Genomic DNA, 11,891 nt, shown 5'->3' with positions numbered 1-11,891 from the left:
GAATTTCTCTTGAAGGATTCAAGAGGCCTATGCTACGTTGAGTAGCAATTTATCTTCTTGTGCCTAATCTGAGCCTTGGCAGCTTAGAGCGGAGGAACCAACGAATCAGGGGCGCATTCTCCACCGAGAAAGGATACCACTGAATCCTAGCCCGTCAGCTAACTTCGTCGGCATTCAGTTGGAGACTGGCTGTTTTTTTTACAACTGCTCAGTGTTCCAGCGTTTCGGTTTCGTGGCGTTGACCGAATTTGTTACCTTAGCAATTTTCAGGAAGCCCAATGCTGATTGAACACTGGCATGCATTCGCTGCTGGCACGATCTTCCTAGGCGTGATCCTTCTGATCATGACCGAGTGGATCAACATTACGATTGCGGCCTTTTTGGGGGCGATTCTCCTTGTCTTTCTCAATATCATGACCCTTGGGGAGGCCATTAGCTACATTGGCCGCAGTCATGGTACCCTCGCTCTCTTTTTTGGGGTCATGGTTCTGGTTCGCGCCTTTGAACCCACCAAGGTATTTGAGTATCTGGCAACCCAAATGGTGATCCTTGCCCGAGGTCAGGGAAAACGCCTGCTGTTGGGGATCGTGGCTCTAACAACCCCCATCTGTGCCGTGCTGCCCAATGCCACGACAGTGATGCTCCTTGCCCCCTTGTTGCCCCCCATGGCGGCTGAAGTGGGGGTGGACTTTGTGCCCCTGATTATCCTGATGGTGATTGTCTCTAATAGTGCCGGGTTGCTGACCCTTGTCGGCGATCCAGCCACTTATATTGTCGGGGATGCCATCAATCTTAGTTTTGCCGATTATCTGCTGCGTCTCAGTCTAGGGGGGGTACTGGCGATCGCCGTCATTGTCTTTTGCCTGCCGATTCTCTTTCGCCGTATTTGGCGCAAAGAACTCAACTCCCTCGATCACTTGCCCCACCCGAAAATTAATCATCCCCGCACCCTGGCCGTCGGCTGTGTGATCATCGTCTTTGTCTTGACCTTCTTTGTTATTGGCGATGGCATGGTCGTTAAAGTGGCTCCCCCTGCGGTTGCTTTAATGGGGGCTGCCTTGGCACTCCTTTTGTCCCATCAAAGCAAGATTGATACGGTTACCAACATTCTACGGGATGTGGACTGGGCCACCCTGATCTTCTTTATGAGTATTTTTGTCCTCATTGGTGGCTTGGAGAAAACAGGCATCATTGGCCAACTTTCGCAACTTCTCGGCGTTATCATTGGCCAAAATATCTTTTTTGGCTCGCTACTCCTACTGTTTACGATTGGCATTCTCTCCAGCGTCATTCCCAATATCCCCTTGGTGGTGGCGATGGTACCGCTGCTGAAAAAATACCTCGTAGAGGTGGGGCTAGCGGGTGCAGAAATTCTTCACGTCGGCTATGGTGGTGATTTACCAGCACAGGTGCTACCCCTGTTCTATGCCATGATGCTAGGAGCAACCTTAGGGGGCAATGCCACCCTTGTCGGTGCCTCTGCCAACATCGTCGGTGCGGGGATTGCCGAACTCCACGGCCGCCGCATTCGCTTCAAAACTTTCCTGCGCTATGGGATACCGATTACGGCATTGCAGTTAGGGGTTTCGGCACTTTTTTTAACGGTGCGCTTTCTCATTTGGCAGTGACTGCTGCCCAATCTTCCCTTAAGTTACCAAGTCGGATCGCGAAACACATAGGCCGTAATGTGGGTGCAATCTTTGCGATCGCCGGCAATTGTAGAGATACAGGTGCGAATTTCTTCGCCATTCGCCAATTCCACCGTACAGGCTCCGCAACTCCCCATGCGACACCCCGTGGGAATCTCCACACCGGCTCGCTCAGCTACGCTCAACCAACTTTCGCCCGCTTCGGCTTCAACAGAGACGTGATCCGGCAGAAACGTCACCCTAATCATTCCTTCACTCCATGGTACGTTCCCATTAAGTACAGCAAGGCCATCCGCACCGCCACCCCACTGGTCACCTGTTGATTAACAAGGCTCGATTGGCGATCCTCCAGCAGTGCCGAACTCAATTCCACACCGCGATTCACCGGCCCCGGATGCATCACGCGCACATGGGGTTTACACAGGCGCAGCCGCTCATGGGTAATGCCAAACTGCCGATGGTACTCGCGTAAACTGGGGATCAAGTGTTGATCCATGCGTTCCCGTTGCAGCCGCAGCGTCATGACAATATCAGCATCGGCAAGGGCCGGTTCCAGCGTCCAGTGGAGTGTTGCCCCATACTCTGCAAATTCCGGCGGCAGCAGGGTAGGGGGGCCAGCTAAGTGCACATCGGCACCAGCGGTCTTAAGGCTGTAGAGGTTGGATCGCGCCACGCGGGAATGGCGAATATCCCCGACAATGGCAATTTTCTTCCCCTGCAACAGGGCACAGCAGGGCTGATGTGGATCGTAGAGTTGGCAAAGGGTAAACAGATCCAGCAGCGCTTGAGAGGGATGTTCATGCAAGCCATCACCGGCATTGAGAACGGCCACCTGAGCGCCAAGACGATCCATTTCCGCTGCAATGGTCTGGGGCACTCCCGACTGCTGATGGCGAATCACCATGAACTCTGCCCCCATCGCCCACAGGGTCTTAGCGGTATCGAGAATCGTTTCCCCTTTGGTGAGGGCAGAGGTGCCGGGAGAGAAGTTGAGAATATCGGCAGAAAGTCGTTTGGCTGCCAGCTCAAAACTATTGCGAGTGCGTGTTGAACTTTCAAAAAAAAGATTGGCCACCACCCGCGCTTGCAGGGTTGGCACTTTTTTAGTGCGACGATTCAGGACTTCTTGAAAACTCAGTGCCGTTTGCAGCACAATGTCTAGCTCCGCCACCGTAAAGTCTTGGAGGGAGAGGACGTGGCGACGCTGCCAGTGGTGGGGGGGAGTAAGAGTAGGCGTCATGGACAGGAGGTTAGAGTTCGAGCAAGCTCAGCGGCTGTGAGTTGTTCGTAGCGTTCAAAGGGTTGATGAATCCATGGATTCCCCGGCAGGTAATGCACATAGTAATCTGGACGAATACAGGAGGCCGCTTTGTACCACAGCACTGCCGTGCGCACCTCCTCAACGGCAAAGCCGTATTTTAGCTCTAGCCACCGCAGCGTTTTTTTCAACGAAAGGCCAGAATCCACTAAGTCATCCACCAACAGGACATGGCTGCCTAAGGTGGCAGTGGTCATGGTCAAGTCCCGCGCAAAGGTGATGCGCCCCCGCTCTTGCTTATTGATACCGCCATAGGACGACACCGCCAAAATCGCGAGGGGTTGATTAAACAAGCGGCTGAGAATGTCCCCTACCCGCAGACCCCCCTTGGCCAGGCAGAGGATTTGATTGAACTGCCATCCCGATTCATAAACGGCGATCGCCAACCGTTCAATGGTGCGATGATACTCGTCCCAATCCACGTAGAGATCTGCCATGGTACCTAGAAGCTGGCCTTCAACCAGGAAATGGGAATAGAGAGCAGCTTGCGCCACCCAGAGACAAAGGCGCGCCGGTTAAAGACATCGTAATCGTTGGCTTCGATGACATCAAGAATTTGGCGATAGAGCATCAACGCCGACCACACAGGCCAACGGGCATCCCGCTCTAGGTAGGCAATCCCCACTTCTGCTTGCCGATAAAATTGTCGTGCCCGCTGAATTTGAAAGCGCATCAGTGCCCGCCAGCGATCGTCAATTACCCCCCGCTGCAAATCTTCCTCGGTGTAATGAAAGGCAGCTAAATCCTCTAAAGGTAAATAAATTCGTCCCCGCCGCATATCTTCTCCCACATCCCGCAGGATATTGGTGAGCTGATTGGCAATGCCGAGGGCAATCGCTTGATCTTTGAGGGTACCTTTGGCCTGATAGGGATCTACCCAAGGGGAACACAGGCGATCGCTATAGGGATTGCCGCCCATAACCTCAAGGGACATCAAGCCCACCGTACCCGCAACGCGGTAGCAGTAGAGTTCCAACTCGGCAAAGGTGTCATAGCGACTGCGGTGCAGGTCCATCCGCTGGCCCGCAATCATATCCCGAAAGGGTTGGATGTCTAGGGGGTATTGTTCCAGCGTTGCCGTCAGGGCTAAGTCCATGGCATCGTGGGGGCGACCGGCAAAAATGTCCTCAAGGCGGGCTTCCCACTCATCGAGGGTGGCCATGGTGGTTGTGGCTGCCTGCGGCCCGTCCACTAGCTCGTCGGTGCGCCGACACCAGACGTAAATTGCCCAAATGGCGCGGCGCTTGGCGGGAGGCATCAACAGTGTGCCGAGGTAAAACGTCTTGGCGTAGGTGGCGGTTACCTGACGACACAACTCGTAGGCTTCGTCGAGGGAAATCAGGGGAGGAACGTACTCGGCTCTAGGCAGTTGCAGCATTGGCGACAGTCTGAGTAGAGGGTTTGGGGGGCTGTGGGGTGTTGCTCTCTGCGAGCCGCTTCGCGATCGCCTGCGCTGTCAGCTTACCAGAAAGAACTGCCCCTTCCATACTCCCAAGGTACGGCTGCATTGTATAGCTCCCCGCGAGGAAGAAGTTGGGAATGGGGGTGACCTGCTCTGGGCGAAAGGCTTGGCGACCGGGGGTGGCTTTATAGACTGAACGGGGGGTTTTCACCACCGCTGTTTTCAGCACTTTAGCAGGTTCTGGCAAGTGATTGGGGAAGAGCTTGGCCAGTTCGGCAAGGGTGGCCTCCACAATCTCTTCATCACTGCGGCCAATCCACTCGGCGGCAGGGGCTAATACCAGCTCCAGCATTGACCTGTCGGGATCGGCATAGCCCTTGCAGGTTTCGCTCATGTCGGCATAGACACTCAAGAGGGGCGATCGCGAGAAAAGGAGATGATCCACGGTCGGCAATTTGCGATCAAACCAGATTTGGACATTAATCACAGGAACGCCTTCCAGGCCATTGAGTTTCTGGAAAAAGGGCAGGTCTTGCCACGGCTTCGGCAGCAGCAGTTTAAGGGCATCCACGGACATTGCCGAGACATAGGCATCGGCGGTGATTTCAAAGCGCCGCTGCCCCTCGCGATCGGCCATGACAAAGGAGCGCACAGAGAGATCCTCATTGAGGACAATCTCCCGCAGTGCCACATTGGTGTGCACTTCACCGCCGCGGGTCGTAACGTAATCCACAATTGGCTGACACAAGCGTTCGGGGGGCGCCCCGTCTAAGAAGGCAATTTTTGAGCCATAGCGTTCCCGCAGGAAGCGGTTCATTGCCGTCAGGGGAATCGTTGCCGAGACTTCATCGGGGTTCAGGAAGGTGAGAGCCTTGGAGGCGGCAATGAAAATATCGGAGTTCACCCGCTCATCAATGCCTTGGCGTTGTAGCCACTCAAGGAGTGTGTATTTGTCCATCGCCTCGACGTATTTTTGACCGCGCACGATCGCCGGCCACAGGCCTAAAGCAAAGCGGAACTTCTGCTCCCAGGTCAGCATATCGTTGTTGCGCAAAATCGAGAGCAGCACATTAAAGGGCGCAGGAATATCGGGGACAGCAAACCACGAGAGCACCCCCGGCTTTTCGGGTTGGTTAAAAATCAGGGCATGGCGTTTCCATTGCAAGCGATCGCTAATTCCCAATTCCTCAAGGAGTTGCAACATATTGGGGTAGGCGCCAAAGAAGGCGTGTAAGCCCGTTTCTACCCAGTCCCCATCGGCGTCCTGCCATGCCGCCACCAAGCCCCCAAGGACATTGGCACGCTCAAAGACGATGGGGGTATGTCCCGCATCCACTAGATACTTGGCGCAGGCTAAGCCCGCTAGGCCACCACCGGCAATTGCAACTCGCATGAATGACGTTACCCTAACTGACGAAGATGAACGTAGTCCCCAAGGGAGACAAAAAGCTGTTCATATTATATTTACAAAACGTTACGGAAACACCGGCCCTAGGCTAATGTTGGAGTTGAATTTGCCAAATAGACCGTACTTCCCATTGGGCCAAGGTAACGGCAGAGATAGGGAGAAAAGACTTCATAGATGAGGGTGATAGGACGGCGATCGTGCCAAAAGAGGTAATGCCGCCCCCAAAAGGGTCCCGGCTCACCAAAGGCGGCAGCCAGGGTTTCAGAGTGCCCTAGATACACCGCCTGAATATCGCGATAAAGCTCCACCTTGCGCTGGGCGAGATTCGTCCAAATGGGCATGGCGCGGTTTTGCAAATACTCATCCACATGGGCGGCTTCCCACCAGGAGGTGGCATAGGCAAGGCGTTGACCTGAGGCAGTTCGTAGCCACACCTGACGCCGCAGCCGAGGAGCTGGAATCAGTTGTAGTTGCGCCGGGGCGCGATCGCTGGCGTGGCCAATAGCGGACATATCAATCACATCCACTTCTGTAGTTTCACCGGTCAGCAGTTGGAGGTGGCGGGTGGGGGAGCCATCCCCCAGAATCAGCATTTGCCACGCGGGCGCTAAAAGATCATGGGGCAAGCCTTGGGCGATCGCTGCCGCATCCCCCTGCCAAATGGGATCAAGGGCATACCAAGGGCTAGAGCAGGTGGAGGGCAACAGCGAAACAGTCAAGGACGTGACACACTGCTTAACAAAACTTCGTCAATTGTAGCAAGGATGATCGTGCTCTTTCAGAAGGGTACGAAGGCCCAAGGGCTAGAGTAGAGTCGTAGTGAGCAGTAATCTTGAGGCAATCTCTATGACAACCCCAGTGGCATCTCCCCTTGAGCTGACACCGGAACAAACGGCCATTTGGATTAAAGGACTTTTGAGTATTGCCTGTGCCGATGGTCACTTTGACCCCGAAGAAAAGCAACTGATTACTAGTCTAATTCGCGAGGAAATTGCCCCTGAAATCGATCTTGAGCAGTTTGCCCCCGTCACCGATGCAGAATTGCAGGCCACCTTTGGCAGCGATCGCCCCCTTGCGGAAAATTTCCTGCGCACCGCCGTCATGGTGGCGTTGGCCAATGGCATTTACTCCCAATCGGAGGATGCCGAACTGCAACGCTTCTGCCGTGCCCTAGGACTGGAAATTGATGCCTTGGACTCCCTAAAACATACCCTTGATGGCCAGCACGAGAGCAATGAGCAAACCCTGCGCCTGCTGGATCCGGTGCGCCGCTGGCTGGATGGGTTAGAGATCAAGGATGCCAAGGTGGCTCGCTTTCTCTGCCGCCTGATTCCCCCCCAATGCCCCTTTGAGCGCGATATTGTCCTCTTTGGCCGCAAGATTGTGCATATCCCCCCCTTGTGTAAACTCAATCCCCTCTATGATCAGTTAATGGGGTTGCGCTTCCGCTCCCTCACCTACTTAGCCGAGGAGTGTGGCGAAGATATTACCCCCTACTGTTAGAGGGCACCGAGTCGCTTAGATGTCAAAACCCAGCAAACCCAAAATTGCCTTTGCCCACCTAGGCTGTGACAAGAACCGCGTGGACACAGAGCACATGATTGGTCTCCTTGCGGCGGCGGGCTATGGGGTAGGAACCGATGAAACCGAAGCCGACTACGTTGTGGTCAACACCTGTAGCTTTATCCAAGCCGCCCGCGAAGAGTCGGTGCGCACCCTTGTCGAACTGGCGGAGGCCAATAAGAAAATTGTCATCACCGGCTGCCTGGCACAGCACTTTCAAGGGGAACTCTTGGCGGAGCTTCCCGAAGCCGTGGCCGTTGTTGGCAGTGGCGATTACCACCACATTGTCGAGGTCATTGAGCGGGTGGAACGGGGCGAGCGGGTGCAGCAAATCAGTGCCGTCCCCACCTACATTGCCGATGAAACGGTTCCCCGCTACCGCACCACCCCGGCACCTGTGGCCTATCTGCGCATTGCCGAAGGCTGTGACTATCGCTGTGCTTTTTGTATTATTCCCCAGTTGCGGGGCAACCAGCGATCGCGCTCCATTGAGTCCATTGTCAACGAGGCTCGGCAGTTAGCCGCTGAGGGGGTACAAGAAATCATCCTTGTTTCCCAAATTACGACCAACTACGGCATGGATCTCTATGGCCAGCCCCAACTGGCAACGCTGATTCGCGCCCTTGGCAAAGTGGACGTGCCTTGGATTCGCCTGCACTATGCCTATCCCACGGGGCTGACGCCTGAAGTCATTGCGGCGATGCGGGAAACGCCCAACATCCTGCCCTATCTGGACTTGCCGCTGCAACATTCCCACCCTGAAGTCCTGCGGGCAATGAATCGGCCATGGCAGGCGGGGGTCAACGATCGCCTGATGGAGCGGCTGCGGCAGGACTTACCCGAAGCAGTAATGCGCACGACCTTTATTGTGGGGTTTCCCGGTGAAACGGAGCGCCACTTTGAACACCTCTGCCAGTTTGTGCAGCGGCACGAGTTTGACCATGTGGGGGTCTTTACCTACTCCGCTGAGGAAGGCACTGCTGCCTATGAGCTGCCCAATCAAATCCCAGAGGAAATCAAAATAGCGCGGCGCGATCGCCTGATGCAACTGCAACAACCCATTGCTCAGCGCAAAAATGCCGCCGAGGTGGGCAAGACCGTGCCTGTGCTCATTGAACAGGAAAATCCGCAAACTGGGGAATTGATTGGCCGCTCTCCCCGCTTTGCCCCCGATGTGGATGGGGTAGTTTATGTCCAGGGCAGGGCCACCTTGGGCACAATTGTCCCTGTAAAAATCACCGCTGCCGACATTTACGATCTGTACGGCATCATCCCCGCCTAAGTTCGGTTTTACCCCTAGGCGAATCGGAAACGTTGGGGCTATGGTCAAGGCAGTGGGGGACGTTGTATTGGCTGCTATGGGACGCTCGCATTCCGCGATTGATCGTGATGACGGTCGGGCCGGCGATCGCTTTTGGCAGTGGCAAGCGGGGGTGGCTGCCCTAGAAAAATTATTGGCAGTAATACATCCCATTGAGGGCTTTTTAGTCTCCTTCCCCAGTCCGATTGTCAAAGATTCCCCCCTAAAAACCTATGTCCTCTTGCCCCAGGGGCGATCGCTCCCCTACCTCCCCCCCACGGATGCCAAGCCTGCTTTGTCGGCAATGACCCTTTTGCCCTCAGGGGGGGAGGGAAGGAGTCCTTTTTGCCTGTTACTGAGTCCGGAGGTCAATCTGTTGCTGGTCTATCAAGGGGAGCGAGGACTGCATTTTTCTTTTGATCCAGAAGAAATTCATGCCTTTTGGCAGCAGCTACGGCAGCAACTGCCTTTAACCGATCTCCACCCCATAGATCAATGGTTTGCCGGCGCGGCCATGGTTCCCCCCAGCTATCGCTTGGTGAGCGAATTTGCCCAATGGTTGTTGGACTACAGTTACCCTGAGGCTCTCCCCCCGACTGCGGCTACAACACCCATGGCCGCTGACATTAGCCTCCTGCAAGCCCTTGCCCACGAGGTGCGCACTCCCCTCACAACCATCAATACCTTTATCCAATTGCTACAACGGCAAGAGAATTTACCCCAGCGCACCTACCAGTATCTGCAAAAAATTGGTCAAGAGATTCAAGATCAAATCACCCGCTTTAATCTGCTGAGTGATGCTGCAGAAATATTCACTCGTCCTAGCCCTAAGCCCCCCCTTGCTTTGGGCCAAACCCACTTGGCGGAACTTTTCATGACAAACTTGACCCGCTGGCAAAAACAGGCGGCGCGTCGGCAAGTTAAACTGGCAGTGGATTGTCCGTCAGAGTTACCCCGCGTCCTCAGTGATCCAACGTCCTTGGATCAGGTGTTGACAGGATTAGTGGAGTACTACAGCCAAACCCTTGCCCCTGAGAGTGAATTGCAGCTAGTGGTGCAGCGGGCAGGACAGCACGTGAAGCTGGAATTGCGATCGCCCCAGTACAAATACCGCAGCGATCTTGCCGCTTTGGGGCACTTTCTCCTCTGGCATCCGGCAACAGGGCAACTGAGTCTCAATTTTGAAGCTGCCAAACTCTTGATTGAGGCCGTGGGGGCAAAGGTGATTCAACGGCGCGATCGCCAAGCCGGCGAAATTCTCACCCTCTATCTGCCCATTGCCGACGAGAGTGGCTGACAGCGGGGACAATAGTGACTGGAGCGGCCTGCCAAGCGCAGCCGTTCAATGGTCGTGCCACAGACGCGGCAGGCTTTCCCTTGGCGACCATACACCCATGCCTGACCCCCATAGTGACCATTTACCCCCTGCGGCGTAACAAAGGTGCGAATAGTGGTACCACCCGCTGCAATTCCTTCCTTGAGCACTCGGCGAATGACTTGGTGCAGGCGAGCGATCTGCTCCGTTGTCAGGGTGTGGGTGGGCAGGGCGGGGTGCAGGCCACTTAAAAAAAGACTCTCATCGGCATAGATATTCCCCATGCCCGCAACAACGGTTTGATCTAACAGAGCCGTTTTCAGGGCACGGCGATGGTGCACCAACCGCTCCGCCAAGAACCGCACTGTAAAGGCTTCACTCAGGGGTTCCGGTGCCAATGTGGCCAGGGTGGGAATTGCCTGTTCCGGGCGGCAATGGGCCGGAATCCACCAACAGCGGCCAAAGGTGCGTTGATCCACAAAACGGAGTTCTGCCCCCGTTGCCAAGAACCAGCGGACACGGGTATGGGGACAGGGGGGCTGGGGGGTCGTCAGCCATAGGAGCTGGCCACTCATGCGCAGATGAATGACAAGGCAACTGTCGTCACTGAGGGTGGCCAAAAGGTACTTCCCCCGCCGTTGCCATTGGGTAAAGGCGCGATCGCGCAGGGACTCGATAAAGGTTTGGGGCCGGTCAGGAAGGGCAATCGAACGGGCTAGAAGCACTTCTCCCCCCACAATAGGCTGCCCCAAGGTGACGACTTCTAGCCCACGGCGGACTGTTTCTACTTCCGGTAATTCCGGCACAAGACACTATTTCCCTTTTTTGGGAGGAGCCACCTCTTGCAGTTCATGGAGCGCAAAATTGTTCGTATTCACACCACCAGCACTGCCGCTGTAGCCGGTGTAATTGACTTTGTCAAAGCGCACAATTACCGGATATTTGACGCCGGGGGTTTGATCCACGGAGGCGACGGTGCCCACTTCGTTGTACCAATAGGATTCAGGGCGGAGAATCTTGACTTTAGAACCACGTTGCACCATGAGTTATCGTCCTAGAAATTTCTCAACGGCTAGAGTTAAGCCTACTATGACTACTACGGCTTGTTACGCTTGCTCCACAAAATTTCACAGAGCCGCCCCTCTCTGGGAATTGCTAGGGAAAAAGGCTTATACTAGCGGGGATTCCCTTTTCGTCATCATGCTATGGCCAACACTGCTGAAGTCATCAAGCTGTCAGGGGTCTTTGGTGGCCCGCAAGCTCAGGAATTTCGTCAAAAAATCGCTGAACTAGTTCAACAAGGAACCCAAGACTTATTGCTGGATTGCGCTGAGGTCACCTTCATTGACAGTTCTGGCTTAGGTGCCCTCGTCGTTGCGCTTAAAACCGTTCGCACCGCTGGCGGGCAACTTTACCTACGCAATGTTCCTAAGCAAATGATGATGCTCCTTGAGCTGACAAGCATGGATAAGGTCTTTCAAATTGTTTCCACCCTTTAATTTCCATTTAGTCAGCTTTCCCCAAGGGAAGCAAGAGCGTCCTTAATATAGCCTCTCCCTGAGCGGATTGCAACCCCCTGTTCCGAGGAATCCCTTGCAAGGGGGGGTAAATTATTTTCTACGAGGTAACTAAAAATGCTCAAACCCGCTCCCAGAGGGACTCCGGCGGATCCAACGCAAAAATCAGGGGTTTGCCCACCTGAATAGATCCGTCGGCAAAGAAAAATCCACCGCGAGAAGGCTAGTAACGCTGTTTCAAGAATGTGAAAACCGACCAAAGCCCTGTAAACCAGCTGGCAATGACGAGGCTCAAGAAAAGTCCCCCCGGCAGCATTGTCAGCCAACCGATTCCCCGCAAAAGGTAGAGAATGAGGAAGATGCTGAAGCAAGCAGCAAAAGCATAATAGGCAACGCGCACGGCAAATTGGGTAACGAAG

General features: G+C 54.7%; 13 protein-coding genes, 1 pseudogene and 1 riboswitch. Of the genes and pseudogenes, 5 read left to right on the top strand and 9 right to left on the bottom strand.

The window, feature by feature from the left end; genetic code table 11:
* The first annotated feature begins 50 nt into the window (after positions 1–50).
* A riboswitch (cyclic di-AMP (ydaO/yuaA leader) is annotated at positions 51–189 on the top strand.
* 95 nt (positions 190–284) lie between these two features.
* On the top strand, positions 285–1,628 hold the full coding sequence (locus tag Q0683_RS02790; RefSeq protein WP_366142466.1) for an ArsB/NhaD family transporter: 1,344 nt from the start codon (positions 285–287) through the stop codon (positions 1,626–1,628).
* Positions 1,629–1,651: 23 nt separating this feature from the next.
* On the opposite strand, the gene Q0683_RS02785 is transcribed toward Q0683_RS02790, so the two are convergent.
* From Q0683_RS02785 to Q0683_RS02760, 6 genes are all read right to left on the bottom strand, one after another.
* On the bottom strand, positions 1,652–1,897 hold the full coding sequence (locus tag Q0683_RS02785) for a 2Fe-2S iron-sulfur cluster-binding protein (protein WP_298613185.1): 246 nt from the start codon (positions 1,895–1,897) through the stop codon (positions 1,652–1,654).
* Positions 1,894–2,889, bottom strand: a complete 996-nt coding sequence (locus Q0683_RS02780) for an aspartate carbamoyltransferase catalytic subunit (RefSeq protein ID WP_298613188.1) — start codon at positions 2,887–2,889, stop codon at positions 1,894–1,896. The genes Q0683_RS02785 and Q0683_RS02780 overlap by 4 nt, the downstream gene beginning before the upstream one ends.
* Positions 2,886–3,404, bottom strand: a complete 519-nt coding sequence (locus tag Q0683_RS02775) for a phosphoribosyltransferase (RefSeq protein ID WP_298613191.1) — start codon at positions 3,402–3,404, stop codon at positions 2,886–2,888. The genes Q0683_RS02780 and Q0683_RS02775 overlap by 4 nt, the downstream gene beginning before the upstream one ends.
* Before the next feature lie 5 nt (positions 3,405–3,409).
* The gene (locus tag Q0683_RS02770) at positions 3,410–4,345 is read right to left on the bottom strand and encodes a phytoene synthase (RefSeq protein WP_298613194.1); all 936 of its coding nucleotides are present in this window, start codon (positions 4,343–4,345) and stop codon (positions 3,410–3,412) included.
* Positions 4,329–5,762, bottom strand: a complete 1,434-nt coding sequence (gene pds, locus Q0683_RS02765) for a 15-cis-phytoene desaturase (protein ID WP_298976189.1) — start codon at positions 5,760–5,762, stop codon at positions 4,329–4,331. The genes Q0683_RS02770 and pds overlap by 17 nt, the downstream gene beginning before the upstream one ends.
* A 98-nt stretch (positions 5,763–5,860) precedes the next feature.
* The gene (locus Q0683_RS02760; protein WP_298613200.1) at positions 5,861–6,496 is read right to left on the bottom strand and encodes a chorismate lyase; all 636 of its coding nucleotides are present in this window, start codon (positions 6,494–6,496) and stop codon (positions 5,861–5,863) included.
* A 127-nt stretch (positions 6,497–6,623) separates the two neighbouring features.
* Here Q0683_RS02760 and Q0683_RS02755 point away from each other — a divergent pair, with 127 nt between their 5' ends.
* The 3 genes from Q0683_RS02755 (at position 6,624) to Q0683_RS02745 (ending at position 9,937) form a co-directional block, all read left to right on the top strand.
* The gene (locus Q0683_RS02755) at positions 6,624–7,280 is read left to right on the top strand and encodes a Mo-dependent nitrogenase C-terminal domain-containing protein (protein WP_298613203.1); all 657 of its coding nucleotides are present in this window, start codon (positions 6,624–6,626) and stop codon (positions 7,278–7,280) included.
* A gap of 19 nt (positions 7,281–7,299) precedes the next feature.
* Entirely contained in the window at positions 7,300–8,622 is a 1,323-nt protein-coding gene (gene rimO, locus Q0683_RS02750; protein ID WP_298976186.1) for a 30S ribosomal protein S12 methylthiotransferase RimO, read from the top strand.
* A gap of 76 nt (positions 8,623–8,698) precedes the next feature.
* Positions 8,699–9,937, top strand: a complete 1,239-nt coding sequence (locus Q0683_RS02745) for a sensor histidine kinase KdpD (protein WP_298613209.1) — start codon at positions 8,699–8,701, stop codon at positions 9,935–9,937.
* On the opposite strand, the gene Q0683_RS02740 is transcribed toward Q0683_RS02745, so the two are convergent.
* Entirely contained in the window at positions 9,907–10,761 is an 855-nt protein-coding gene (locus tag Q0683_RS02740) for a DNA-formamidopyrimidine glycosylase (RefSeq protein WP_298613212.1), read from the bottom strand. The genes Q0683_RS02745 and Q0683_RS02740 overlap by 31 nt on opposite strands.
* Before the next feature lie 6 nt (positions 10,762–10,767).
* A complete protein-coding gene (locus tag Q0683_RS02735) occupies positions 10,768–10,998 on the bottom strand; it encodes a photosystem I reaction center subunit IV (RefSeq protein ID WP_298613214.1) in 231 nt (76 codons plus the stop codon).
* Positions 10,999–11,160: 162 nt separating this feature from the next.
* On the opposite strand from Q0683_RS02735, the gene Q0683_RS02730 reads away from it, so the two are divergent.
* The gene (locus tag Q0683_RS02730) at positions 11,161–11,454 is read left to right on the top strand and encodes an STAS domain-containing protein (RefSeq protein ID WP_298613217.1); all 294 of its coding nucleotides are present in this window, start codon (positions 11,161–11,163) and stop codon (positions 11,452–11,454) included.
* 241 nt (positions 11,455–11,695) lie between these two features.
* On the opposite strand, the pseudogene Q0683_RS02725 reads toward Q0683_RS02730, so the two are convergent.
* Positions 11,696–11,891 (bottom strand): annotated as a pseudogene (locus Q0683_RS02725) (hypothetical protein); the annotation flags it as partial.

Origin of the sequence: uncultured Thermosynechococcus sp. (assembly GCF_938074695.1) — a bacterium.
Taxonomy (GTDB): domain Bacteria; phylum Cyanobacteriota; class Cyanobacteriia; order Thermosynechococcales; family Thermosynechococcaceae; genus Thermosynechococcus.
This window is presented reverse-complemented; position numbering and strand designations above follow the sequence as displayed.

Bases quoted from the DNA above. Each gene is read 5' to 3' on its own strand.
- pds (WP_298976189.1), bottom strand. From the start codon at position 5,762: ATGCGAGTTGCAATTGCCGGTGGTGGCCTAGCGGGCTTAGCCTGCGCC.
- Q0683_RS02770 (WP_298613194.1), bottom strand. From the start codon at position 4,345: ATGCTGCAACTGCCTAGAGCCGAGTACGTTCCTCCCCTGATTTCCCTC.
- Q0683_RS02735 (WP_298613214.1), bottom strand. From the start codon at position 10,998: ATGGTGCAACGTGGTTCTAAAGTCAAGATTCTCCGCCCTGAATCCTAT.
- Q0683_RS02785 (WP_298613185.1), bottom strand. From the start codon at position 1,897: ATGATTAGGGTGACGTTTCTGCCGGATCACGTCTCTGTTGAAGCCGAA.
- Q0683_RS02755 (WP_298613203.1), top strand. From the start codon at position 6,624: ATGACAACCCCAGTGGCATCTCCCCTTGAGCTGACACCGGAACAAACG.
- Q0683_RS02780 (WP_298613188.1), bottom strand. From the start codon at position 2,889: ATGACGCCTACTCTTACTCCCCCCCACCACTGGCAGCGTCGCCACGTC.
- rimO (WP_298976186.1), top strand. From the start codon at position 7,300: ATGTCAAAACCCAGCAAACCCAAAATTGCCTTTGCCCACCTAGGCTGT.
- Q0683_RS02730 (WP_298613217.1), top strand. From the start codon at position 11,161: ATGGCCAACACTGCTGAAGTCATCAAGCTGTCAGGGGTCTTTGGTGGC.
- Q0683_RS02745 (WP_298613209.1), top strand. From the start codon at position 8,699: ATGGGACGCTCGCATTCCGCGATTGATCGTGATGACGGTCGGGCCGGC.
- Q0683_RS02775 (WP_298613191.1), bottom strand. From the start codon at position 3,404: ATGGCAGATCTCTACGTGGATTGGGACGAGTATCATCGCACCATTGAA.